At 61.3% G+C, this 23,411-nt stretch carries 26 protein-coding genes, 1 tRNA gene and 1 pseudogene; 18 read left to right on the top strand and 10 right to left on the bottom strand.

All coding sequences use genetic code 11. The features are described from left to right. Positions 1-142: 142 nt before the first annotated feature. Positions 143-829: pseudogene (locus ACE1EY_RS00860) on the bottom strand (IS3 family transposase); the annotation flags it as partial. 513 nt (positions 830-1,342) lie between these two features. Then, positions 1,343-1,549 carry a helix-turn-helix domain-containing protein gene (locus ACE1EY_RS00855; RefSeq protein ID WP_370299220.1) on the bottom strand — a complete coding sequence of 69 codons (207 nt, stop codon included), beginning with the start codon at positions 1,547-1,549 and terminating at the stop codon, positions 1,343-1,345. 245 nt (positions 1,550-1,794) lie between these two features. Between ACE1EY_RS00855 and ACE1EY_RS00850 the strand changes: the two genes are divergently transcribed. Next, the gene (locus ACE1EY_RS00850; RefSeq protein ID WP_370299214.1) at positions 1,795-2,331 is read left to right on the top strand and encodes a hypothetical protein; all 537 of its coding nucleotides are present in this window, start codon (positions 1,795-1,797) and stop codon (positions 2,329-2,331) included. A gap of 120 nt (positions 2,332-2,451) precedes the next feature. On the opposite strand, the gene ACE1EY_RS00845 is transcribed toward ACE1EY_RS00850, so the two are convergent. Further along, entirely contained in the window at positions 2,452-2,673 is a 222-nt protein-coding gene (locus tag ACE1EY_RS00845) for a helix-turn-helix transcriptional regulator (RefSeq protein ID WP_347204970.1), read from the bottom strand. Positions 2,674-2,797: 124 nt separating this feature from the next. Between ACE1EY_RS00845 and ACE1EY_RS00840 the strand changes: the two genes are divergently transcribed. From ACE1EY_RS00840 to ACE1EY_RS00810, 7 genes are all read left to right on the top strand, one after another. Beyond that, the gene (locus ACE1EY_RS00840) at positions 2,798-3,031 is read left to right on the top strand and encodes a hypothetical protein (RefSeq protein WP_347204968.1); all 234 of its coding nucleotides are present in this window, start codon (positions 2,798-2,800) and stop codon (positions 3,029-3,031) included. Next, positions 3,024-4,205, top strand: coding sequence for an Arm DNA-binding domain-containing protein (locus tag ACE1EY_RS00835; RefSeq protein WP_370299213.1), 1,182 nt, complete (start codon positions 3,024-3,026; stop codon positions 4,203-4,205). Before ACE1EY_RS00840 ends, ACE1EY_RS00835 begins: the two co-directional genes overlap by 8 nt. Then, positions 4,202-4,486: a hypothetical protein gene (locus tag ACE1EY_RS00830; protein ID WP_347204965.1), complete on the top strand. Its 285-nt coding sequence runs from the start codon at positions 4,202-4,204 to the stop codon at positions 4,484-4,486. Before ACE1EY_RS00835 ends, ACE1EY_RS00830 begins: the two co-directional genes overlap by 4 nt. Then, on the top strand, positions 4,483-5,130 hold the full coding sequence (locus ACE1EY_RS00825) for an HD domain-containing protein (RefSeq protein WP_373928022.1): 648 nt from the start codon (positions 4,483-4,485) through the stop codon (positions 5,128-5,130). Before ACE1EY_RS00830 ends, ACE1EY_RS00825 begins: the two co-directional genes overlap by 4 nt. Then, positions 5,130-5,690, top strand: a complete 561-nt coding sequence (locus tag ACE1EY_RS00820; protein ID WP_370299211.1) for a hypothetical protein — start codon at positions 5,130-5,132, stop codon at positions 5,688-5,690. Before ACE1EY_RS00825 ends, ACE1EY_RS00820 begins: the two co-directional genes overlap by 1 nt. Positions 5,691-5,913: 223 nt before the next feature. Continuing rightward, complete coding sequence (locus ACE1EY_RS00815; protein ID WP_370299210.1) at positions 5,914-6,936, top strand: hypothetical protein; 1,023 nt, start codon at positions 5,914-5,916, stop codon at positions 6,934-6,936. Continuing rightward, positions 6,933-8,297, top strand: coding sequence for a hypothetical protein (locus ACE1EY_RS00810; protein ID WP_370299209.1), 1,365 nt, complete (start codon positions 6,933-6,935; stop codon positions 8,295-8,297). The genes ACE1EY_RS00815 and ACE1EY_RS00810 overlap by 4 nt, the downstream gene beginning before the upstream one ends. 67 nt (positions 8,298-8,364) lie before the next feature. Here the strand turns inward: ACE1EY_RS00810 and ACE1EY_RS00805 are convergent, their stop codons facing one another. Beyond that, positions 8,365-9,237 carry a hypothetical protein gene (locus ACE1EY_RS00805; protein WP_370299208.1) on the bottom strand — a complete coding sequence of 291 codons (873 nt, stop codon included), beginning with the start codon at positions 9,235-9,237 and terminating at the stop codon, positions 8,365-8,367. A 658-nt stretch (positions 9,238-9,895) separates the two neighbouring features. On the opposite strand from ACE1EY_RS00805, the gene ACE1EY_RS00800 reads away from it, so the two are divergent. Continuing rightward, positions 9,896-10,402 carry a DNA-binding protein gene (locus ACE1EY_RS00800; protein ID WP_370299207.1) on the top strand — a complete coding sequence of 169 codons (507 nt, stop codon included), beginning with the start codon at positions 9,896-9,898 and terminating at the stop codon, positions 10,400-10,402. 233 nt (positions 10,403-10,635) lie between these two features. Here the strand turns inward: ACE1EY_RS00800 and ACE1EY_RS00795 are convergent. Beyond that, positions 10,636-10,712: transfer RNA gene (locus ACE1EY_RS00795), tRNA-Arg, on the bottom strand. A gap of 361 nt (positions 10,713-11,073) precedes the next feature. Here ACE1EY_RS00795 and ACE1EY_RS00790 point away from each other — a divergent pair. From ACE1EY_RS00790 to ACE1EY_RS00770, 5 genes are all read left to right on the top strand, one after another. After that, positions 11,074-11,355, top strand: coding sequence for a post-PEP-CTERM-1 domain-containing protein (locus tag ACE1EY_RS00790; RefSeq protein WP_291514361.1), 282 nt, complete (start codon positions 11,074-11,076; stop codon positions 11,353-11,355). After that, positions 11,345-13,471 (top strand): Ig-like domain-containing protein, encoded by a 2,127-nt coding sequence (locus tag ACE1EY_RS00785; protein ID WP_291514360.1) that lies wholly within the window; start codon positions 11,345-11,347, stop codon positions 13,469-13,471. Before ACE1EY_RS00790 ends, ACE1EY_RS00785 begins: the two co-directional genes overlap by 11 nt. Positions 13,472-13,525: 54 nt before the next feature. Next, entirely contained in the window at positions 13,526-14,344 is an 819-nt protein-coding gene (locus tag ACE1EY_RS00780) for a lysophospholipid acyltransferase family protein (RefSeq protein ID WP_291514359.1), read from the top strand. Then, the gene (locus tag ACE1EY_RS00775) at positions 14,341-15,303 is read left to right on the top strand and encodes an NAD-dependent epimerase/dehydratase family protein (RefSeq protein ID WP_291514358.1); all 963 of its coding nucleotides are present in this window, start codon (positions 14,341-14,343) and stop codon (positions 15,301-15,303) included. The genes ACE1EY_RS00780 and ACE1EY_RS00775 overlap by 4 nt, the downstream gene beginning before the upstream one ends. Before the next feature lie 143 nt (positions 15,304-15,446). After that, complete coding sequence (locus ACE1EY_RS00770) at positions 15,447-16,301, top strand: hypothetical protein (RefSeq protein WP_370299205.1); 855 nt, start codon at positions 15,447-15,449, stop codon at positions 16,299-16,301. A 3-nt stretch (positions 16,302-16,304) separates the two neighbouring features. Here ACE1EY_RS00770 and ACE1EY_RS00765 read toward each other — a convergent pair whose 3' ends face one another. Next, on the bottom strand, positions 16,305-17,093 hold the full coding sequence (locus tag ACE1EY_RS00765) for a M48 family metallopeptidase (protein WP_370299203.1): 789 nt from the start codon (positions 17,091-17,093) through the stop codon (positions 16,305-16,307). 137 nt (positions 17,094-17,230) lie between these two features. Between ACE1EY_RS00765 and ACE1EY_RS00760 the strand changes: the two genes are divergently transcribed. Continuing rightward, entirely contained in the window at positions 17,231-17,545 is a 315-nt protein-coding gene (locus ACE1EY_RS00760) for an MTH1187 family thiamine-binding protein (protein ID WP_291514355.1), read from the top strand. A gap of 60 nt (positions 17,546-17,605) precedes the next feature. Then, the gene (locus tag ACE1EY_RS00755; protein WP_291514354.1) at positions 17,606-18,946 is read left to right on the top strand and encodes a hypothetical protein; all 1,341 of its coding nucleotides are present in this window, start codon (positions 17,606-17,608) and stop codon (positions 18,944-18,946) included. Between the two features lie 26 nt (positions 18,947-18,972). Here ACE1EY_RS00755 and ACE1EY_RS00750 read toward each other — a convergent pair whose 3' ends face one another. Further along, complete coding sequence (locus ACE1EY_RS00750) at positions 18,973-19,554, bottom strand: type II toxin-antitoxin system antitoxin SocA domain-containing protein (protein ID WP_291514353.1); 582 nt, start codon at positions 19,552-19,554, stop codon at positions 18,973-18,975. Positions 19,555-19,735: 181 nt separating this feature from the next. On the opposite strand from ACE1EY_RS00750, the gene ACE1EY_RS00745 reads away from it, so the two are divergent. Continuing rightward, positions 19,736-20,221 carry an META domain-containing protein gene (locus ACE1EY_RS00745; RefSeq protein ID WP_370299202.1) on the top strand — a complete coding sequence of 162 codons (486 nt, stop codon included), beginning with the start codon at positions 19,736-19,738 and terminating at the stop codon, positions 20,219-20,221. Between the two features lie 34 nt (positions 20,222-20,255). On the opposite strand, the gene ACE1EY_RS00740 is transcribed toward ACE1EY_RS00745, so the two are convergent. Both ACE1EY_RS00740 and ACE1EY_RS00735 read right to left on the bottom strand, forming a co-directional pair. Then, complete coding sequence (locus ACE1EY_RS00740; RefSeq protein WP_291514351.1) at positions 20,256-21,440, bottom strand: VWA domain-containing protein; 1,185 nt, start codon at positions 21,438-21,440, stop codon at positions 20,256-20,258. Further along, positions 21,440-21,856, bottom strand: a complete 417-nt coding sequence (locus ACE1EY_RS00735) for an OsmC family protein (RefSeq protein WP_291514350.1) — start codon at positions 21,854-21,856, stop codon at positions 21,440-21,442. The genes ACE1EY_RS00740 and ACE1EY_RS00735 overlap by 1 nt, the downstream gene beginning before the upstream one ends. Positions 21,857-21,930: 74 nt before the next feature. Between ACE1EY_RS00735 and ACE1EY_RS00730 the strand changes: the two genes are divergently transcribed. Then, on the top strand, positions 21,931-22,596 hold the full coding sequence (locus ACE1EY_RS00730) for a cyclic nucleotide-binding domain-containing protein (RefSeq protein WP_291514349.1): 666 nt from the start codon (positions 21,931-21,933) through the stop codon (positions 22,594-22,596). Here ACE1EY_RS00730 and trpC read toward each other — a convergent pair. Beyond that, complete coding sequence (gene trpC, locus ACE1EY_RS00725) at positions 22,593-23,405, bottom strand: indole-3-glycerol phosphate synthase TrpC (RefSeq protein WP_291514348.1); 813 nt, start codon at positions 23,403-23,405, stop codon at positions 22,593-22,595. The two genes, ACE1EY_RS00730 and trpC, sit on opposite strands and share 4 nt — an antisense overlap. Positions 23,406-23,411: the final 6 nt, after the last annotated feature.

The following is a 23,411-nucleotide window of genomic DNA, read 5'->3' as shown; positions in this document are numbered from 1 at the left end:
TAGCGTGCAGCCAACCTGGCCACGGTTTTTGCTTAAGTGGTGCCGCTTAGTTCACAATGCCTTTTCAGTAACACGTATCAATATGGGTCGATGTTGTAAAACATCGCCAAATTTGAGTGGGGCCATACCGTAAGCTTCCCCGTCAAGGCGACACATCGAAAGTAGAGACTCTGGCTGCTTGTTGACGGGCTTCGGCGGGCGTTCGGTCGCCCAGTGAGTCGTGCGGTCGGTCTTCGTTGTATTCGATCATCCACCAGTACGTGGCTTCGCGGACATCGTCGAGTGACGCAAACAGGTGTTGGTCGAGCAGCTCAGCGCGGTAAGTCCGGTTGAAGCGCTCCACGTAGGCGTTCTGGTTGGGCTTTCCGGGCTGGATGTACTGGATCGCCATGCCGGCGGTCTTGGCCCAGGCGGTGAAGGCCTCGCCGAGAAACTCCGGGCCGTTGTCCGTGCGTAGCACCTGCGGCAAGCCGTGCTCGGCCTGCAGGCGCTGGAAGATGCGCACCAGGCGCTCGGATGTGATCGACGTGTCGATCTCGATGTGCAGGGCCTCGCGGTTGAAATCGTCGACGACGTTGAAGGTGCGAAAGCTCCGGCTGTTGTAGAGCGCATCGGTCATGAAGTCGGCGGACCAGACCGTGTCGGGCATGTGCGGCACGTACAGCGCCACTCGTTCGCGCTTGGGCAGGCGGCGCTTGGCCGGCCGGCGCAGGTGCAGCCTCATGGCCTTGTACACGCGATACACCCGCTTGTGATTCCACCGATGGCCTCGCCTGCGCAGGATCTTGTGGCACTTCCAGAAGCCGCGGCCGGGCCGGTCGGCGACCACTTCTCAGGTCGAGCAGAACACCAATGGCGAATGATAAGTAATCGAAGGTGACGCCGGCTGTCCCAGCTGCGATCAAGAGCCCAACGTCACGGTAACCTCGCCAGCGCGGTGCGATTCCGCTTAGTCCGACGAGCCCAAGAGACACGACGCTGATCAGGTTAAGTAGGTCCGGCGCAAACTGCCCTCGGATGGCTTCCGCCAGATAACGCTCGGCGGGTCCGCCAAGTGCAAGTGCTACGAGTCCAGCAACAAGAGTGACTGCGGCCGGCCCACTTGCGATGTAGGCAGAACGTTGCAATATGTCGACACAGCCGAGGTCTTTGAATGGCAAAAGAAAATTCACGCTAGCGGCTGGCATGATGGATATCCTCTGTGAGAGTCGCCCAAGCGTCCCGAACAAAACAGCCAGTATTCCACTAGATGTGTCAAACCGATTCAGACAGTGTACGCACGAGGTCGAATGCCTTCCTCATGGACCAAGCGTAAGCTGCCGTTGCTGCAAACTAACCTGCGCTACACGCCGGCTTTGATCCGTTCTTCGAACTCTTCAGCGAACGAAACAAGGCTTGCGTTGCATGCCTTGCAGACGGCTCTGATCTGATGCAGCTCAAGCCCGCGCTCCCCTGACTCGTACTTGGAGACGTGGCTCTGGGGCGTGCCTAGCGCTGCAGCAACTTCGGCCTGGTTGAGGGATGCCGCCAACCGCATGTTCCGCAGCATCTCTGCTGCGATTTCTCGCTCTCTGGACCAACGGTGGCGTGCCATGACCGCATGCTAGTGCCGACCCCAAAATATCCCTTAACGGGATATGCTGTGCTCGGTTTTGTACTTGGCATACTTCAATGAAACTGATCGTTCGTCTTTGCGTTCTGCCCGTCTTCGCGGCTCTAGCTACCGGTTGTGCATCAATCGCCGACGGAATGGACCAAATCACAGAGAATCTGCAGGCGGCAAATGACGCTCGCATGCAGAAGCGCATTGCGTCATCCGAAGACTCGGCACTGGCGGCGGCGATGGCCGCGGTCGAAAAGCCCGCGTGGGGGCGGCGTCTGGAACCTACCGTCTACAAGAACGTGGTGGACCTGACGCTCGTACAGCACACCGAAGCCGACTACACCAAGGACATCGTCCAGATCTACCGGCAGACCAGCTCGGAGATCGATCCGATCGAACAGGCCTACATCGACTTCGCTCGCGGGCGCGGAAGCCAAGTCAAGATCTACAAGACACCGGTGAACCGCGACATCTGCAACTCGTTGTCTATGGACAAACTCGATGGCTACCGCTACTCGTCAAGTTCCGACCCTGCACTGATCGAGTATGCGGCCGACGGCCGGATGATTTCGGCGCTATGCAGAACGATTGGCGTGTCGCCACAAACGCTCGCGTCGAAGTTCGTCTATCAGACGACGCGCATCTTCATGGGCAGTGCAATCGGGGCCTACGAGGCCCGGGTGAGCAACCAGCGACTCGCGGAGTTCGAGTTCGGCACCCCGCAGTAGCGACGGCGTTCGTCGGCTCCGCGCTGAACAGCTCTCGCGCGATGACAACCGGAGGGGCTGACACGCCTTCGAGCAGGTCTCGACACGATTGAGGACGGCCGCGGCAATCCCGCGGCCGTCCTAGTCATCGACGAGCTGCAACAAGTCCCCTGGCCCACATGCGAAGTAGCGGCATAGCGCTTCGAGCGCGTGCATGTTGAGGTTGTAGCCGGGCCTGTTCGCGAGCCGGGTCAGCGTGGCGCGTGAGATACCCGTCTGCTCAGCCACTTCATCGAGGGTGATGCGGCGTTTTTCAGCGAACGCTTTGTCGTCCAGCCGCTGGGTGAGCAGGATTCTGATCATGCACCAGATTATCCACTTGTGTTTCTCGCTAATCAAATGTGATCGGAATAGGGCTTGACCGATTATTTCTGATTGGTTATGATCACTTCCGCTCGATTCTAATCACATCTGACGAGGAGGGATCATGAGCAGCACGACCTACCTGACAACGGAAGAGTTGTCGGCACGCATCAAGTACGACGTCCGTACCATCCGCGAGCGCCTGAAAGACTCGGTGCTACTCGAGGGGCAGCACTACATCCGCCCGTTCGGCGGCCGCAAGATCCTCTACCTGTGGGAGGCGATCCAGCGCGACATGGCCAGCGCGCCGTCCACTGGCGCGATTCCGATGGCCAACGGAGCCGTCTGCCATGGCTAGCGTCTCCGCCCGTAACGGCCGCCTCTACTTCGACTTCCGCTACCAGGGCGTGCGCTGCCGCGAGTACACCGCCCTCGAAGACACGAGGGCCAATCGCAAGCGCATGCAGAGTCTGCTGGACAAGATCCTGGCGGAGATCACGCTGGGCACCTTCGATTACGCAGAGCAGTTTCCGGGGAGCCCCAAAGCTCGGCAGTTCAGTCGGGTTGGACTACCGTCTTCCGGGTCGACGCCGCAGCTGCGCGACTTTGCGGCCCGCTGGGCCGAACACAAGACGATCGAGTGGCGGCAGAGCTATCGCGAATCCGTAGGCAACATCTTGGAGACGCACGTGTTGCCGGCGCTGGGCCATCTGCCGGTCGGCGAGATTGATCGTGATGCCGTGCTGGGGTTTCGCGCAGCGCTCGCAACCAAGGCCAGTGGGCAGCCGCGGGCGCCGGCGACCATCAACAAGATCGTCGGCATCTTGCAGACCATCCTGGACGAGGCCGCTGCGCAGTACGGGTTCGTCAATCCATGTACCGCCATCAAGCGGTTGAAGGTGCGCAAGCACGACATTCATCCGTTCACCATGGATGAAGTCGGTCTGCTCATCGCCACCGCGCGGCCGGACTACACCGACTACTTCACGGTACGCCTGCTCACCGGCCTGCGTAGCGGCGAAGTTCACGGTCTGCGCTGGCGTCACATCGACCTGATCCGTCGGCAGATACTGGTGCGCGAGACCTACTCCCACGGCCGTACAGAGTACACGAAGACTGACGGCTCGCAGCGCAACGTCGATATGTCTGGACCAGTGTTCCGCACGTTGAGCGAACGCGCGGCCCGCTGCAACGATCAGGCCGATCCGGATGGCTATGTGTTCGCGAGTCGTTCTGGTCAGCCTGTCGACAACAAGAACTTCTGCAACCGGGTCTGGTATCCGCTGCTGCGGCACCTGGAGCTGGCGCAACGCCGCCCTTATCAGATGCGCCATACCGCCGCGACGCTCTGGCTGGCCAGCGGGGAGAACCCGGAGTGGATTGCCAAGCAGCTTGGGCACACGAGCACCGAGATGCTCTTCAAAACCTACAGCCGCTACGTACCCAACCTAACCCGTCAGGACGGCTCCGCGTTCGAGCGCGTGTTGGCTGGTTGTGGCCTGTCCACCGCGCGTGCCGGAGGTGTGGCGTGAGCGTCGAGGCGGGCTGGCTGCCCGCGATGATCGCCGAGTCCGAGCGCCAGAATCGGCTGCGCCGACTCGCAGCAGTCTTGCTCAAGGCGCTGGGCCTCAAGGCGACTGCAACGGAACTGATGGTCGTGCTGGATATCCCTCACGAGCAATCCAACCTCGACGCCATGCACATCTGGCTGTCATGCGAGTATCCAGATGCCACGGCGGCAGACCGCAGCGAGCTGTGCGAGGCGCTGAAGCGTCGCTTGATGACATGGGAGATGGACCGGTGGCTGCCATGAACTTGTTCGGCCGACCCGGTTGCGCGCACGCCGTGAGTCTCAACCGCCTGGCCGACGCGCTGACGGTGGAGATCGGCAAGATTGAGGACGTTGAGCTCCGGCATCTGTCGGAGACCGTGTTCGCCATCCCGACGATCCTCGGGCCCTTCCTGCAGCAGCCGGCAAGCCGCCAGAATCATCATGCATTTCCGGGCGGTCTGGCGATGCACACGCTGGAGACGGTCGGCTTGTTCGAGCAGCTCGCACAGGTCGGCCAACCGATGGCCGCCGTCGATATCGACATCGGTCGCGTTGCTTGTCTCCTGCATGACCTGGGCAAGACCCTGCCACTTGGCAATTCGGCAGACCGCTTTGCCCATGAGCGTGCCGGGCGAGAATTCCTTGCGCCCCTGTTCTCCATCCTCGCGCAGCGTAGGCCGCGGCATGCGCGCCTGCTTGACTACCTGATCGGTGGTCATCGCGAGGAACGCGGCTCATCAAGGCTGCTGTACACCGTGCGTCAGGCCGACATCCTGAGCGCCTGCATGAACAACGAGGCGATCGCGCACGCGGAGGGCCAACGCGACGGAGACTTCATCACGTTGCGAACCAACGGGCCGGAGCGCCGTTACATCGATCCACTCGATTCCCGGGAGGCGAGCTGATGGGACCGAATCACAAAGGGAACGGTTCCGAGCGTTCCGATACCGCCCGCGCCGGCATGAGTGACGCCGAACTCGACCGCTGCGTCCAGGCCCTGGGCCAAGACCTCGGCCGAGTGCCAAAGCTCGCCGAGATCATCGACGCTGCAGGCGGCTGCAAGCGCCAGCGTGCGGTCGATGCCCGCCGCCGGTTCGCGACAGACCTAGTCGCAAACGCGATTGATGATTGGACCGACCTGCCGCCCAGCATCGTCATGCGCCATAAGCGGCTAATGAGGGAGTGGCTGGCGCTGGCCCGGGACCAGATCACGCCGTGGGTGGATGATGTGGTTGCGCAATCGCTCGAGACCTCAACCGGGTTGGAGGCCAGAATCGCGGAGCAGACCGTGTTGATCGAACAGCAGGCCAGTGAAATCGACGCGCTGCGGGAAGAACGGGCTGCGCTGGCGCGGCGCCTCGACGAAGCCTGCGCTCAACTCGCGGAAGCGCGCCGTGATTCGGCGGTCTGGCAGGCGCTCGCAGAGGAGCGGCGGCAAGCCTCAACGGCTGAACCAACAGATTGACGTCGACTGAGCAGCTCGTTTCCTCACTCAGGGCGACCAAGCAATCTCAGGTTGGTCCACTCTGCTGCCAGCTGCCATCAGCTGCGGCCTGAGCTGGTTGGTCGCCAACGGATGCCATCGTTGCGTCTGAGTCTTCCAAAAGCAGATGGCGTCGAGGCAAGGACAACTCCGTGACTCCCATGAGATGCTACTGGCCGATCCGCATCTGCGAGCACCGCCGAGCATGTCACTAATTCGTGAGGACGAAATCACTTCCCTGGGAATTCTCGGGATGATCATTCATGTGGTTGGTAGCGAGGGCTTCGACCCGCAAATATACCCGGTAGCCGAGCATCAAGAATTCTTTTTGAGTAGGATCCAGAGCACAAACTGCGATCCGGTCTACCGATTTAATGATGGGTCGAGCACTCAGCAAACCGTAGAACAGCGCGCGGCGGGTTCAATCACGTTTGAGCATGCAGGCGAATCACTAGCTCGCGCGTTTTCCTCGTACCACGTAGAGTCCAGTTCGGATGGTGCCTTCTTCGTGTTCGAGCTCGGGTGCGACGATGACGCTGTACGAATCTACTGTCTCATCAAGTACGACTACAGAGAAGTCCTGGAGCAGTCAGACGAGGGCGGAGAGGTCTCTCTGAGACGCATTGTGCAAGCGTTCGTCACCGACAAACGGGCGATTCAGAAGTCGGCCGTAATTCGGGTCGAGGACGGCACTGCCTCTTTATCGGTTGCAGCTATGGATAGGGTTCGGCCGGGCTCGGACATCGGAGATTACTTCAGAAGATTTCTCGACGTAGCCAAAGAACGCTCCGATACGGATCTGACGGAGGACGCCAAGAAGGCGGTCAAGGAGGCTTTGAGCCAATGCACTGAGCTCCTACCGGACGGAGGACTGCCGGTCGCATTCCGTATCGCACGTGAGCACCTACGAGGTTTGGCTCACATCAACGAGGACGGAATAAGAGCGGCGGTCTTTGCAGGAGCCGGCACCCCGGAGAGGGAGGACGTGGCACAGCAGCTTTACCGGGCGGCGGATAGACGTATTCGAGTCAATAAGCTGGCAGGTCTGGAGTTTCAACCATCTCGGAGCGTTCTTGGTCGAGCCCCACGGCGGCTCATCAAGACTCGAGAGGCTGTGGAAATCCGGTATACAGACGGTTCACAGAACGTTCGCAGAACGACGACAGCGGCTGGTGGTGAAGAGATCCTGATCACAACTAGAAAAGTGGAGGAGGATCGCCTCCTGTGATCGAGCTTTCGATTCTGCTCGATCGTATGTCTCTCAATGAGCGCGCGGTCATCGACGAAACCAAAGACTACCTGCGGATATCACATCTTGCGTTTGGTGCCGCGCAGCAAATCGCGCGTGTAATCGACGTTGAGTCTTGGCAGGACGTGCGGGTTGAGGACGCGGCTGATTCGTTGCTCCGCGTGGATGCGTTGTTCGGGGCAGATCAAGGTGCACTGATTGGTCCACTATCGGTCGTGCTTCAAAAGCCGCAGGGTCAGGAGAACATTGTTGCCTTGATCACGATGGCCGGACTTAGGCAGTGGCTAGAAACTGAGAGCGACGCTCGGATCTGTCGCGTAGCCAGCCTAGAGAGGAGTTTCCGGTCTTGGACAACGAACTTCGTACCGTGGGATGCCGAACTAATTCCCCCGACCGACGCGCCATTCGAATTCTGCAACCCAAGGAGAACAGTTCAGAGCTTTGGCCCCTCGCGCTCGATAACGGAATCGGTAGGTCGGTGGCTGGTCCTATCGGCTGGGCCCGGTGCGGAAGAGAGTTCTGCTTTCGCCGAGTGGCGATCGGTTGCGACAGCGAAGCTTCTACCGACCCTGGCATCGGAAGTGCTAGGAACTCCCGATCAGTTGGTCTTTGGATCATCAAGGCGGGTTAGAACCACTATATCTGACACCAGTTTCTCCCACGAGCACTACCTGGGAGTTGCCCGGTTATCGCAGTGGATTTATGAGGATCCGCGAGCCGTTGATACAAAGCATACCTTGGCTTCCGATGAGATTGCGAGGCAGCTTTCTCAGGGTGCTTCACGAGATGCAGTCTTATCCGCGGTTGAGCGCTCAATGGACGCGGCAAAGCGAGCCTATGCGTTCGTCCTGCAAGAAATCAATCGCGACGCGCTCGCCGCGTTATCTGACCTGCGGGCGCTTGTCACGGAAGAGATCACCCGTATTTCGACATTGACAACGCAGCTCGCGACAGCCGTAGCCACAGCTCTCGGTATCGGCGTATCGCTTGTCGCTGCCCGAGTGATCTTTGATTCGTCTCCTCTCCTCATATTTGCATTGATGGTTGTGGTGGTCGCCTATGTGACGACCGTGGCCAAGCTAGGTGCGGACCAAATCGTCCTCAGCGAGAAAGCGAGGGGTGCCTGGCGCGATCACCTTTATAAGTTCGTGGCAACGTCGGAGTACAACAGGCTAGTTGATGAACCCGCAGAGATGGCAGCGAAGTCGTTTCGTCGAATGAGGTGGCTTGGGGTGGGAGTCGTGTTGTTCACGTTCTTCGTCGTTTCAGGCTTTGCCTTGCCAGACGATGTCGTCGATCGAGTCGCTCAGCTTATCCAGGTGACGTCCATCGGATCGTAGTTGCTCAAGCGCTCGAGAATGTCTGTCACCCCTGGCATGTGGGCGCGGGCTCTACGGCCCGGGCGATCTAGCTCATTCCGCCGATACTTTGATCTCCGCCAGACCGAGGGGGCTTCTGCACTGCCTTCTGCGTCCCTGCGTCGTCGCTGAGGCGTTCGTAACGATGTGCGAGCTCTGACGAGAGCCGAGTATTTGGCTCGGGCCGATAGTCCATTGTGTGCGACACGTTTGCCACGCAAAGAAACTTCACCCCACCGCGTTTCTCTATGAACTCGGTTGGGCCACCAACCGTTGGCGGGTGGGTGTCGAGTTCCATCCCCTGGAGGTATCGCGTCGCCAGTACGTACGACAGCGGTAGCGCGTACGGATATAAGCCGCGGTCGGCATCCTGCACGCCCAGCGCCACCGGAGTGGGCAGACAGACAGCCATCTCGGTAGCATCTTGACCTGTTTCCTGCATTTGCAGTGCGAGGGTGTCCTCGGCCCCTATGTCGATAGGGTTCCAGTCGTAAAGGAGCAACCGATGCGCGCATGAGGTGCCTAGTTGACGTTCTAGCTGCGACCGGTCTAGGCCATTGAATTGTTGGCTGTCGCGGTAAAGGCGCTTGGCTTCGAGGAAAGCAACACCAACCGAATACGCCCCGCTCGCAAAGGTCTGTTTCACGAGAATCGCAATGTCGCCGTGCGCATGTTCCGTGGTTCCAGAGAGCTTGAAGGCATCCCACGCCATGCGGTAAGGGATGGCCCGGGGACCGCCATCTGGTCCTAACAGTTCGACGGCCGCAAAGTCGTGAGTGAGTCGCGAGAGTATCGATTCGGTAATCAGATCTTCGTTCCAACTGCGACCGACCTTGACGCGTACTGCGTTGTTGATACATCGGCTTAGGCCGAACCACCACCCACGGGGCGTTAGAACGTGCGAGGTGTTGTCTATATCCACAGATAGCTCCAGCGAGGGGCTTCAAATGAGGGGCGTTGTGCCGATCAGTCCCATTCGGTCTAGACTGGTGAAACGGTTATCAGGTTGTCCAAAGTTTGGGCGTTCGGAAACGGCGCTTCGGTGTTCTCGCCAGTCTAGTTCGCGTCGGGTCGCCGACCAATACGGTAGAAAACGTGGCGGGCCCGCTGTCCGAGAATGGCTGTCGGGATCTACCCTGGTTCCGCGGACGGTTTGAATAGGTTTGAGCACTGCCGATCATGCCTTGCTGCTCGGCCAGCATTTCCATACCTGCCCCCGTCAGGCGACTACACGTCGCGTTAACGAGTCTATTTTTTCTGATGTAGTCAAGCCATTCTAATTTCCGAACGCTGCGCCAGGATTCCCGCGCCACGATCTCTGGCACAGAACTTCTGGCGCGAGAGCGGACACCCGTCAGCCGTCCTCGGCAAGGTCATGTTCAAGTGCAGGCATGCTCCAACTTCGGCTGATAGCTATCGGCTAGCCTGTAGTCGCGGGAATATCCGGCGTAGACCACATCCGATGACTTCCAGAGGACACCCCCCTTGGCAGCACCTGCGCAGTGGTGTGCCATACGCGCACACATGCATTCGCAGCGCTGTTCCGGAACGCCAGCATTCCGGAATGACCGGGGTGACCGATGGCACGACCTCAAACACACGACGATGAGTCCATCGTCCAACGCATTCAGGAAATGTATCTGCGCGACGGCTCGGTACCGACGGTTGATGCTGTCTGTGCCGAACTCGGGGGGAGCCGGTCGCGCAACGGCGTGCAGCTTCGCAGGTTCAAGCGCCAGCTATGCACATTCGAGGAGGCCAAGACCCGAGCGCCGGAGGGTCTCTTTCGAATGGCCGAGTACTTTGCGCTCGGCTTCTACTTGGATTGGGAGCAACAGCACGCGGCCACGGCTGAGGCTTTGGAGGAAAGCGAGCGTCTGAGGCAGGCCGAGCACGGGTTGCAGATTAGCCAACTGGAAGAGGCCGTGGCGCAGGCTCGACTGGATGCCACGGCGTTGACGCAGCAGCTTGAGACAGCCCGCAATGAGCTGGCGGCTGCGGTCCAGGAGCGGCATCGGGCAGAGGCACAGGCTGACGAACTACGACGTCTGCTTGATGGCCGGCTTGGTGGGCCCCGTGCCGCGTGATACGCCCGCCAATCAAGCGTCCAGAACGAGCCGGGCCCGCAACAGAGATGTGGTCAATATTGCTGGCCGGCGATCACCACCAAATCCAGCATGGTCCCAATATGGTCGCAATCTGGTCTCAACCCGGATTTGGGCTCGTTGCGACCGGGTTAGGGCAGTGGTCACCGCTGAACTCCGAGGCGGTCAGCGGCGGCGACTCGGACAACGGCGTTGGCGCCGCTAAGTTATTGATTTGGCGCGCCCGGCAGGATTCGAACCTGCGACCCCTGCCTTCGGAGGGCAGTACTCTATCCATCTGAGCTACGGGCGCGTAGCGTGATTCTGACGTTTTCTCTCTTGCGGCTCCAGAGCGATGACCTCTTCCTTCGGAGGGCAGTACTCTATCCAGCTGAGCTACAGGCGCGTGTCTTCAATCTAGCGACCGCTCCGCGCGCCTGGTCGCGGGACGAGGCGCTGAATGCGATCTCTGCCACGACCCGCTGAATCTGATCAGCGCGCGGAGTGCGAATTGTATCGCAACCGCCTTCGTGAATGTGGACAGATGACGGAGGCTTCACGCCAAGCCTTGCTAGGCTTGCCCCATGTGCAATCCATGGATGTTCATGATGAGACAGCTGATTTTGACGGGCGTCGCGGCGCTCCTCGTTTCCTGCGCCCAGCAGGAGCCCCCTGTGTCTGAACAGGCTAAGGCCTCTTCGGAGGCGCCTACCGCCACGCAAGCGGGTCAACGAGCGTATATCGATCCTGAAACGGGCGAACTGACGGTGCCCCCGGCACAGGAGAGGAAGGCCACGGGTAGTGACCAAGACTCCTCGTCACCGAACTATTCGTTTGAGACTCGGCCCGATGGCGTCGGTGTCATGCGTCCCAAAGACCCGACCCGTCGCAAACTCGAGGCGACAAAGGCTGAGGATGGATCGGTCGACTACGAGGAGGCGACGGATGACGACTAGACTGCTTGCCGCGATTGCACTCGCTACGGCTGGAAGTGCTGTTCAAGCGGCCAACATCACGATTGTGCCGACCGATCCCGTCGGCGAGGGCTTCAATGATCCGACGGCCTTCACGCCGGTCGGCGGAAACAATGCGACGACGCTGGGGGAGGCGCGGCTCAACGTGTTTCGCGCGGCAGCGGAGCAGTGGGGCTCGATACTCGAAAGCGATGTCGAGATCATCGTCGAGGCGAATTTTGCGCCGTTCCCGGATGAAGACTGCGAGTCGAACTCCGGCACCCTGGGCGCGGCCGGGCCAAACGGTTTTTTCCGAGATTTTGCCAACGCGCCGGCGGCCGACACGTTCTATCCGGTTGCGCTCGCCAACGCGCTGGCGGGTAACGATCTTGATCCGGGTCTGGCCGATATATCCGCGCAGTTCAACGGTGCGGTTGATACCGATCCGAACTGCCTGAGTGGTACTCAGTTCTACTACGGCTTCGATCACAACACCGGTGGTCTGATCGATTTCTACAACGTCGTGATGCATGAGTTCGGCCACGGCCTCGGCTTCTTTTCCGGTATTGATGATGGCGGTACGAATCTCGCCGATCCCCGGTTTCTGGCGTTCGACCGATTGGTCTTCGATAACTCGCAGAACCGTTATTGGGATGAAATGACTGAGGCCCAGCGCGGCAATTCGATCATTAACGATCGCAATGTCGGCTTTGACGGCCTGCAGTCGATTTCCGGCGCAACCGCGCAGGGTCTGGCCACCGGGAACGGCGCCGACGGCGCAGGCCGGCCACTGCTGTTCACGCCGGACCCGTTTGATGTCGGCTCCAGCGGCAGTCATTGGGACACCCAGGCAAGCCCGAGCTTGTTGATGGAGCCCTTCGCGACCTCCGGCGTCGCCAGCAATTCCGGCGTTGACATGACATCGTGTCTGTTCGACGACATCGGCTGGACGCTATCTGCGGGTATCGGATGCCCCGATAACCACGCGGTGGATACGCCGCCCGAAATCGGCATGATCTCCGATCAGGTCGTCCAGGCGGGGCAATCCACCGGGCCGGTCAATTTTTCGGTGACGGATAACAACCGCGCCACGCCCGACAGCATGCTTGTTCTGTCGGCCGCTTCGGACAACCCTGCGCTGGTGCCTGACCAGAACGTCGTTTTTGGTGGCAGTGCCGGCTCCCGGACGGTCAACGTTACGCCGCAGGGCGCGGACGCCGGGCGGGCCAATGTGACGGTCGTTGTCTCTGACGGCATTTTCACCGCGCGCACCGTCTTTGAGGTGGAGGTGGTTGCCGCGGGTGGCAACCGTCCCCCCGTGGCGCAGCCTGACGGCTTCGGTGTGCTGTCTACGGCGACACTCAATGAGAATGTGCTCGCTGACAACGGTTCCGGTGCGGACTCCGATGCCGATGGCGATCCGTTGTCGGTGATCGCGCTGGATGGCGAGGCGGGCGATGTCGGCATGGCATTGACGACGCCCGGCGGGGCTACGCTGCAAGTCGATGCCAACGGCGCGCTGAGCTATACGCCGGGGGGTGAAATCGCCAACCTAGGACCATCCCAGCAACAGACCGAATCGTTTCAGTACACGCTGGGCGACGGTCAGGGTGGGACGGATGTCACTGCGATCACCATCATCGTCACTGGGGATCCGGGCACCGATCTCCACGGCAACCGACGTCAGACGGCCACCGGTATCACCCTGACCAGTGCGGCGTCGACGACACCGGGGACGATCAACACCTCGGGTGACCTCGACTATTTCGAATTTTTCCTTTCGGAGCGGTCTGATATCCGGCTCGAAACCACCGGCGATACGGATACCTACGGCACGCTGCTCGACAGCTCCGGCGTGTTGATCACCGAAAACGATGACATCCAACTGGGGGTTCAACGCAACTTCCGCATCGAGACGACCCTGAACCGCGGCACTTACTTTCTGGAGATCCGTGGGTTCGATCAGTCGGTCACCGGGGATTACGTTTTGCAGGTTCAGGCCACACCCAATGCCACGGGTGGCGGAGGCGGGAATGACTCTGGTGGTGGCGGTGGCTCAGGCGCCTGGACGTTGGCATTGCTCCCGCTTATCTTCGGGGTGCGGCGACGACGCAGATGATGCACGACGGGCCGCGACTGGAGACCGTGCGTAGACGGAGGATGGACGCAGCCCATGGCAATCAGCCGATGGTTGGCCGACCGTATTGTCGGTGCCGAAATACACGACACCATTGATCGATTGCCGAAGGTGCTGGGTTCCTTCGGATTCGACCCCTGGGGTTACAACCGGTCGACAGCCAAGCTCTCGCTCGCGGGTGCGGGCTGGCTGTTCGACCATTACTTTCGCGTGCGGGTGGAGGGGCTGGAGCACATTCCACCGACCGGGCGCGTGATGATGGTGCCGAATCACAGCGGGCAGTTGCCGCTGGATGGCGTCATGCTGGGTGTGGCCATGGCCCGCAACCCCGCCGGGCCGCGCGCGCCGCGCGCGATGATCGAGCGGTTCTTCCCGACGGTTCCGTTTCTCGGAAACTTCATGAACGGGCTTGGCGCCGTGGTCGGTGATCCAGTGAACTGCGGTGCGATGCTGGAGCACGAGGAGGCCATCATCGTGTTCCCGGAAGGCATCCGCGGATCGGGCAAGGTTTGGCACAAGCGCTACCAGCTGCAACGCTTTGGCACCGGTTTCATGCACTTGGCGATGCGGCATCGCACGCCGATCGTGCCGGTCGGTATCGTCGGTTGCGAGGAGACGATGCCTTCGTTCTCCGATCTCAAGCCGTTGGCCCGTCCGCTGGGGCTGCCTTATATACCGCTCGGGCCGCTGCTGCCCTTGCCGGCCCGCGTCAGCCTGCACATCGGCGAGCCGCTGCGCTTCGATAACGACTGTGAGCATGAGCACGACATCGCGCCGCGCATCGAGCAGGTCAAGTCGGAGATTCGCAAGCTCATCCGACGTGGCCTGGAACAACGACAGTCGATTTACAGATGAGTGCGTCGCGCATCAAACCGAAGACAATCCTTGTCACCGGCGCCGGTGGCTCACTGGCACGACGCGTCATGGCGCGACTCATGGATCGGCATCAGGTGATCGCCGTCGACTTCCGACGCAAGGTGCAGACGGATGCACAAATCCCGAGCTACCAGGTCGACCTGAGCAAGCGTCGTTTCGAGGATATTTTTCGCGATCACCCGATCGACGGCGTCATTCATCTCGGGCGCATTCTCACCAACGAGTACAGCCGCTTTCGCCGCTATAACGACAACGTGCTGGGCACACGGCGATTGTTCGACCTTGCGGAGAAATACAACGTCGGCAAGGTCGTCGTGCACTCCACGCATTTCGTGTACGGCGCCGATGCCTACAATCCCGCGCCGCTGTATGAAACGGCGCCGCTGAAGGCCAGCGAACTGACCATGGATCTGGTCGATGCGGTCGAGTTGGAGAACCTCGCGCAGATCTATCTGTGGCGAAACCCCAAGCTGCACATCACGATTCTGCGCCCCTGCAATATCGTCGGCCCCGGGGTGCGCAATTCCATGTCGCGCCTGCTGTCACGCCGGCTTGCGCCAGCGCTGCTGGGGTTCTCGCCGATCATGCAGTTCCTGCATGTGGAGGATATGGCCGATGCCGTGGTCGCCGCGTTTGAGCGTCGCGGCAAGGGTATTTTTAACGTCGCGCCTAACGACTGGGTGGCATACCAGGACTTTCTGCGTGCCTGCGATTGCCGGGTTTTGCCCCTGCCCTCGTTGCCACCGGCCTTACCCCGGCGGATTGCCGAGCGAATGGGGTGGAGCTCCTTCCCCCCGTACCTGATCAATTTCTTCAAGTATCCGGTGGTGCTGGACGGCAACAGTTTCGCCAAGGCCTACCGGTGGACGCCCCAATACTCCTTGTCTGACATCAGCGCGTATTACCGCTCCAAGAAACACCGTACGGCGGACGCATAAGCGTGTTGTTGCGATCGAGTTCTGAAATCCGAATGCGAATGGTTGTCCTCGGGCTCACTGCCCTGGCCCTCACCGGCTGTGTCGAAGATTGGCTGGGGCATCCCGGGCGCGGTTCGCAAACGCCAGAGGCTGCACGATGGGCCTTGAGCGAATCCGCACAGCAGCTGCTTGAGGAGAGCTTCGCCGGGCTGCCCGAAACGGTTGTGGATCAAGGCGCCTATCTGACGCGGCCGGCCATCAGCAGCGGCTGGTGGGCCGGCTTGCGTCAAGCAATCTGGGCCGACGCCACCGGCGTCAACGGTCGCGGCGGCGACGCTTGGCGCGCGCCCTACCTGGCCCGCTTCCGAGCGTTAACCGATCTGCCCACACGGCCGATCGAGGTCGTGGTGTTGACGGAGCAGCCGGATGACAGCACCTGGCCTGCGCATTGGCGCGCGGTGGCGCAGGCGCCGGGCGGCGAGGACCGCTGGGTGTCCGGCCTGACCCTGGCCGGTGGCGAGCCACAACCCAGCCGCGTGTGGGTCGATCTCACGCCGCTGAATGATCCCGACCCAGCGTTACGGCTTGCAGCGTCGCATGCGGCTGCCGGCCGCCAGGTTTTCCTGCTGGGCTGCATGCGGTCTGATCTCGATCGGTGGCAAGCCTGCTTGCGGACACTTCGCGAGAGCGACCAAGACGAACGTCTCTACGTGCTGGTCGATGGGCTAGGGCGGCTGAAGACGGCCTCCGGCGTGCTCAACAGCGTCTTGCAGCAGGTCGATTTGTTCGGTCGCTACCGCTACGCCAGCGCCTACCCCTATGCTGCGATCAACACCAACATCTGGCTGGATGAACTGGTGTGGGCCGGCTTTATCGAGCGGGAGGACGTGGCGCCGCTGCGCGAGTTATACGCCTACAACCCGTGGTTGTTTGACCTGGCGCTCAAGCGTCAGCTGCGCCTGCCGGGTACCGACATCGCGTTGACTCCGGACGTGTTTGGCCCAGTCGCGCAGCCGTAACGGCTAGCCACAGCCCGGCCGCTTGCCGGCGCGCTTGGCCTGTTCGTAGAGCGGCATCGCGGTCTGCAGGCGCTTGGACAGGTCGCCGATGCGCGTCGTATGCGATGGATGGGTCGAGAGAAACTCGGGCGGCTTGCCGCCGCCGGCCTGGCTCATGTTCTCCCACAGCGGAATGCTCGCACGCGGATCGAAACCGGCTTTTGCCATCAGATCCAGCCCGAGCAGATCGGCCTCGGACTCCTGGGTGCGGGAAAACGGAAGTAACACGCCGACTTGAGCACCCAGCCCCAACAGCCCGAACAGCTGTTGTTTGGCGGCCGTGGGCTCCCCGGCAGCGACCTGTGCCAGTTGGAGTCCCGTGCTGGCAACATAGCTGGTGGAGACACGCTCATTGGCGTGACTGGCGAGCACATGCGCCACTTCGTGGCCGATCACCGTGGCGAGCTGGTCCTGGTTTTCTGCGATGTCCAGCAAGCCGGTGTGCACGCCGATCTTGCCGCCAGGCAACGCGAAGGCATTAGCCGAATCGTCCTTGAAGACCTGAACCTCCCAGGTGCGTTGTTCGGGTAGCTCCGCAATGATCGCCCGCGCAACGCAGCTGACATAACCATTGGTCTGGCTGGAGGTCTCCAGCGGCTGTTGCTGTTTCATGTCCTGAAACGCGGCAACGCCCATTTCGGCCATTTGCGACTCGGGAAACAGCTGCAATTGCGAACGACCGAGGGGCGAGGTGGCGCAGGCGACCAAGGCGGTGGTCGTGGCGATCAGGGTCAGGATAAGCAGGCGCTGCATCGGACATGACTCCAGAAGTTGAATCGGCATTATCGCTCAGACCACACCGGGAGGCCTCTGATCCCTTCGGCGCACTCATTGAGCGCCGCCGCACACGCTGTCACTCTGGTCGGCTCTTGAATCACCGAGAGATAACAATGCAGGTCAGTGTTGAAATTTGTCTCGTGCCGATCGGCGTCGGCGTATCGGTGTCGCCTTATGTGGCTACCTGTCAGCGCGTGCTGGAGCAGGCCGGGCTGACCGGGCAGTTGCATGCCTACGGCACTAATGTGGAAGGTGACTGGGATGTGGTCATGCGTGCGGTAAAGGCCTGTCATGAGGCCGTGCACGCGCAGGGCGCCCCTCGCATCTTTACGACGCTCAAGGTAGGGACGCGGACCGATCGCAAGCAGGCTCTCGCCGACAAGATCCGTAGTGTCGAAGATCGGCTTGCGTCCGCGCCTGACGCATAGGATCATACCGATCGGTATGTAGCGGGGTCCGGGATGCGTTCAATCATCGCAGTGGTCGTCATGGCAACGTCAGCATGGGGAGTGGCGGTTGCGGCTGACGGCGACGTTTACACCACGCTGGAACTGGAACACCGGGAGTTCCCGCAGGAATCCAAGGTGCCAGACCGGCCTGACCGGCAAAGCGCCGCAGCGCTCACGGTCGAGTTCTTTCGGGAGTGGAATCGCGGCGACCAATTGCTGTCGGGCGTGTTCTTCGGGCGCGTCGATTCCGATGACGATGAACGAACCCACGCTGATATCCGCGAGCTGAGTTTCGTCCACGCCGCCCGCGACTATGAAGTCAGGCTGGGGGTTCGCAAGGTGTTCTGGGGCGTCACCGAGTCACGCCATCTGGTGGACGTCATCAACCAGACCGACTTCGTCGAAGACATCGATAACGAGGACAAGCTGGGCCAGCCGATGATCAACCTGGCCTGGATTTCGGACTTCGGCACCTGGGACGCGTTCTGGCTCCCATACTTCCGGGAGCGCACTTTCCCGGGCGAAGACGGCCGGCCGGCGTTTCCATTCGAGATCACTGAAGACGCCGCCCGCTACGAATCGCACCAGGAGCAGTCGCACCAGGATTTCGCATTACGGTGGCGGCATACCGTGGGCGCGCTGGATGTCGGGGTGAGCTGGTTCAAGGGCACCGCGCGGGAGCCGCGATTACTGCCCTGCGTGCGTCAGGGCAGCGGCTTCGAAGGCACGGCCACCCAGGCGAACTGCGACCTGGATTCCGCGGTGACCGATCCGGCGCTCAGCGGGTTCGAACCGCTGGACCGGATTCTGATCGCGCTGGCCCAGCAGGCCGGACTCGCGCCGACCGATGCCGAAGTTCAGGCGGCTTTTTTTGATGCAGTTCAGATCATCCCGCATTACGACCAGATCGAGCAGTACTCGATCGACGCGCAGTGGATCATCGGCGCCACCGCGCTGAAGCTGGAAGCCCTGCGCCGGGAGCGCGGCGAGCGCTGGGCCAATGCGCTGGTCACGGGCTTTGAACACACCCTCTACGGGGTGTTCGACTCAGCGATCGACGTCGGCTTGCTGTCCGAGTTCATTTACGATCGGCGCGAAGCTGAAGGCCAGGACTTGTTTGATCGCGAGGTATTCGCGGGCACCCGACTCAGCTTCAATGATGTGGCCGGCACCGCGCTGCTGGCAGGCGGGGTGCGCAGCCTGGATGAGACGACGATCAGTTATCTGGTTGAGGCCGAGCGCCGGTTCGGCGCCTCGGTGAAGGTGTCGCTACAGGCCCGACTGGTCAGCAACGTGCCGGACGATGCGCCGGCGCAGGCAAGCAGTGCCTTGCTGGACTACGAGGATACGATCAGCGCAATCGTGCAGTTGTATTTCTAAGCCGGTGTGTTGAACGCCTGGGCGCGCTACGCCGACTTCATGCCATCCCGGTTCGGGGTGACCAGAATGCGCTGGGTGTCCTTGACCGACTTGGCCGAAGTGACCTTGCGATTGCGTTCCGCCAGCTGACGGAACCAGAGCCGGATGGTTTCATTCGGAATATCGACCGTGTCCGCGCCGCGGTCCGGGTCATTCCAGAGCAGGTCCCAGGGTCCGCCCTGTTCGCGGGTGACCAGCGACAAGTCGTAACCGGAGAGCTTGCCGTAGGCCTTCCACGTGATCGCGAGGACGCGGCGGGTGCCTTCGTCTGCCGCCTGCGGGTGTGGCGTCAACTCGATCATCTTGCCCGACTGCGGGTCGCTGCGGCGCACCACCAACGGTTCCAGTACGCGCTTGGTGCCGCTTAGATGGTCCTGCAAAGCGGCAATGCGCGGGCCGTTCACCGTGGCCACAATGCCGCCATCAAACAACGAGGTGCCGAGCATGGCCAGGTGCCAGCCCTGAGCGCAATACGTCAATTCATGCAGCTTTGGTGGGTTCAGGTCGCGCAATCGCTCGCTCGCCGCCTGGGCGATGAAGTGATTGGCAACCGCGACGGCCTCTAGCATTCCGCGCAACTCGGTTAGCGAGAACAATTGCGCAGTGAACGCGATGCCGCAGGCTTTTGCAAGAACATTGAACGTGTTCGGCCGGCGCGGCGCGGTGGGTATACTGCCAGCACTGGCGGCGCCTTAGGCCAAGGTCGATGCCTCCGCCCGAACCCAATCTGATGCGAGGAGCAGGATGCCCATGCTCGAGACTGCGACGACCCATCTGGCGGCGCGACACGCGCGGCCAGGCCGCGCTCTGACAGCCGTGATGATTACCCTGCTATGGGCGCTGGGCCTCGGCGCCTGTGCGACCCCCGCCACTGAAAGCGAATCGCCATCCCGGCTGACCGCGACGCCCTGGATGCTCGTATCCCTGGCCGGCACCACCGTCGATACGCTTGCCAAGCCGGCCACGCTGGTGCTGGAGCCCGCCACCGATCAACTCTATGGCCACGCCGGCTGCAATCGTCTGTCCGGCAGCTATGTGCTGGACGGCGACCAGCTAAGCTTCTCGCGCCTGATCACCACGAAGATGGCTTGCGCCCAGGGGATGGACCAGGAGCAAGCGTTTCTGGCGGCACTGGCGGCGACCACCACATTCCGGCTGGAGCAAGGCCGCCTGAGCTTGATCGGCGATGACGGGGCCGTGCTGGCCGTGCTGATGGCCGAGCCCAACGTCGGCTGACGACGCGCGCCCGGTCTTCAAGGCCTGGCGCGATTCAGCGAGCCCGGGTCAGACGGCGCATCGCATCTTCCAAACCCCGAATGGTCAGGGGGAACATGCGGTCGTCGAAAATAGTCCGGGTCATCGCCAACGATGGCGCGTATTCCCAGTGTGATTCGGGCTCCGGGTTAAGCCATGCGGCCTTGGGAAAATGATCGAGCAGCCGGCGCGCCCAGGTCTCACCAGACTCCTCGTTCCAGTGCTCCACGCTGCCGCCGGGATAGGCAATCTCATAGGGGCTCATCGTGGCATCGCCGACGAAGATGATCTTGTAGTCGGGTCCGTAGGTGCGGATGAGTTCACGGGTGGACGTCTTTTCCGAGCGCCGCCGCAGGTTGTCCTTCCACACCGATTCGTACAGGAAATTGTGGAAGTAGAAGTACTCCATGTGCTTGAACTCGGTGCGAGCTGCCGAGAACAACTCCTCGCACAGCGTTACGTGCGGATCCATCGAACCGCCCACATCGAAGAACAGCAGCACCTTCACCGCGTTATGACGTTCGGGCACCATGCGGATGTCCAGCATGCCGCCGTTTCTCGCCGTTGAACTGATGGTGTCGTTCAAATCCAGCTGATCGGCGGCCCCTTCGCGGGCAAAGCGACGGAGGCGGCGCAGCGCCATCTTGATGTTGCGGGTTCCGAGTTCGCGGCTATCGTCCAGGTTGGCGAATTCGCGCTTGTCCCAGACCTTGACCGCAGAACGGTTGCGGCTGCCGGCCTGACCGATACGAACGCCCTCCGGATTGAAGCCGTAGGCGCCGAACGGAGAGGTGCCGGCGGTACCGATCCACTTGTTGCCGCCCTGGTGGCGTTTTTCCTGTTCGTCGAGGCGCTTGCGTAACTCCTCCATGAGCTTCTCGAAGCCGCCCATGGCCTCGATCTTCGCCTTGTCCTCGTCGGATAGCTGCAGCTCCGCCTGCTTGCGCAGCCACTCTTCCGGAATGTCGGTGAACAGATCTTCGGTGACCGACTCGACCCCGTGCCAATACGCCGCAAAGATCTGATCGAACCGATCGTACTTGGTCTCGTCCTTGACCAGACTGGTGCGCGCCAACACGTAGAAATCATCGATGCTGTAAATCACCACGTGACGCTTGAGCGCGTCCAGCAGGGTTAGAAACTCGGTGACCGTCGGCTTGAGGCCGCCTTCGCGCAGCGCATAGAAGAACGAGAGCAACATCAGAGCGGACGGATCTCGAAGTCGTGGGTGATCTCGACACTGGCCTGCAGCATCAGCGAGGCGGAGCAATACTTTTCCGCGGAGAGCTGAACCGCCCGCGCCACATGGCGTTCGGCCAACTCCCGCCCTTCGATGATGAAATGCAGATGGATGGCCGTGAACACCTGCGGGATGGTTTCGGCGCGCGTGCCCTGGATCTCCACGCAACAATCGCTTACGTCCTGCCGCGCCTTGCGTAGAATGAGCATCACATCCATGGCGCTGCAGCTACCCACGCCGAGGAGTATCAGTTCCATGGGCCGCATCCCGAGGTTGCGGCCACCAATCTCGGGCGAGCCATCGATAACTATGGCGTGTCCGCTGCCGGACTCGCCGACCCAGGTCACACCCTCCGAAAGTTTGAGGCGTGCTGACATCGTGTTAACCGTCATGGCGGGTATGATACTAGTGACAAGAAAACGGGGAGCAGCGGAATGACCGCTGAACGCGAATGACCAGCTTGCATCAGCTGGACGAAGGGAGCGAGGCCGCCATTCAGGCGTTCCACATGGCGGCGCATCGTCGGCACTACCCGAAGAATCATACGATTCTTCACGAAGGGGACGCGCCGGATTCCTTGTACCTGATTCTGGAAGGCTCGGTCAGCATCATCTTCGAGGACGAAGATGGTCGCGAAATGGTGCTGGCGTATCTCAACCCGGGCGACTTTTTCGGCGAGATGAGCCTGTTCCCGGAAATGGAGTCGCGCAGCGCCATCGCGCGCACACGCAAACCCACGGTGGTGTCCGAACTCGGCTTTCAGCCGTTCCGCGAACTCGCACACAAATACCCTGACCTCATGTTCGTGCTCGGCCATCAGCTTGCCAAGCGCCTGCGTGACACCACCCGCCGTGCGGCCGATCTGGCCTTCGTCGACGTGGCCGGGCGCATCGCCCGAACGCTGCTGACGCTCACGGACGACCCCGGCCACGAAGTTGTGGAAGGTGGTCGAGTGGTCCGCATCAGCCGGCAGGAGCTGGCACGAATTGTCGGCTGCTCCCGCGAAATGGCGGGCCGCGTGCTCAAGTCGTTGGAAGAAGACGGCATCGTGCAGGTGAAGGGGCGTGCGATCCTGGTGCCGGAAGACACCCGGCAGTCGCTGGGTACCGAGGGCTAACCCGCCTGAATCGGCGCTCCGATCAGCTCGGCCAGCGCCACCCCAGGGTCGGTCGCGCGCATCAAGGATTCGCCGACCAGGAAGCCATGCACATCGGCCGCCTGCATCCTCTGGATGTCGTCACGGCTATGAATGCCGCTTTCGGTAATCAGCACGCGATCATCAGGCACCGCCGAACGCAGGTTCAGGGTGGTGTCTAGACTGACGTCGAAGCTACGCAAATTGCGATTGTTAATGCCTAGTAGCGGACACAGTTCCGCTGGCAGGCGCAGCGCGCGCTCCAGTTCCTCGGCGTCGTGAACCTCAACCAATGTATCCATGCCCAGCTCCACCGCGGCCTCGGCCAAGGTGCGCAAGCTGGCGTCATCCAGCGCGGCGACAATCAGCAGCACGCAGTCAGCGCCCCAGGCACGAGCTTCGAGCACCTGATACGGGTCGATCAGGAAGTCCTTGCGTATCACCGGTAGTCCGGCGCCGCGGGCCTGAACCAAGAAATCCGGCGCGCCCTGAAAATAGGTGACGTCCGTCAGCACCGACAGACAGGCGGCCCCGCCAGCGGCGTAGCGATGCGCCAGCCACGTCGGATCGAAATCCGGCCGGATCAGGCCCTTGCTGGGGGAGGCCTTTTTCAGTTCGGCGATCACCGCGGGCTGGCGCGTCTGCACCCGCGCCCGCAATGCGTCGGCAAAACCGCGTGGTGGTTCTGCCTGTGCAGAACGTTGGCGCAGGGTTTCGTGTGAGGTCCGTGACTGGGCCGCGGCCACTTCGTCCTGCTTGGTGGCGAGAATTCGGTTGAGGATGTCGCTCATGGATAA

The sequence above is a fragment of the Abyssibacter sp. genome, from assembly GCF_964229365.1.
GTDB lineage: Bacteria > Pseudomonadota > Gammaproteobacteria > Nevskiales > OUC007 > Abyssibacter.
This window is presented reverse-complemented; position numbering and strand designations above follow the sequence as displayed.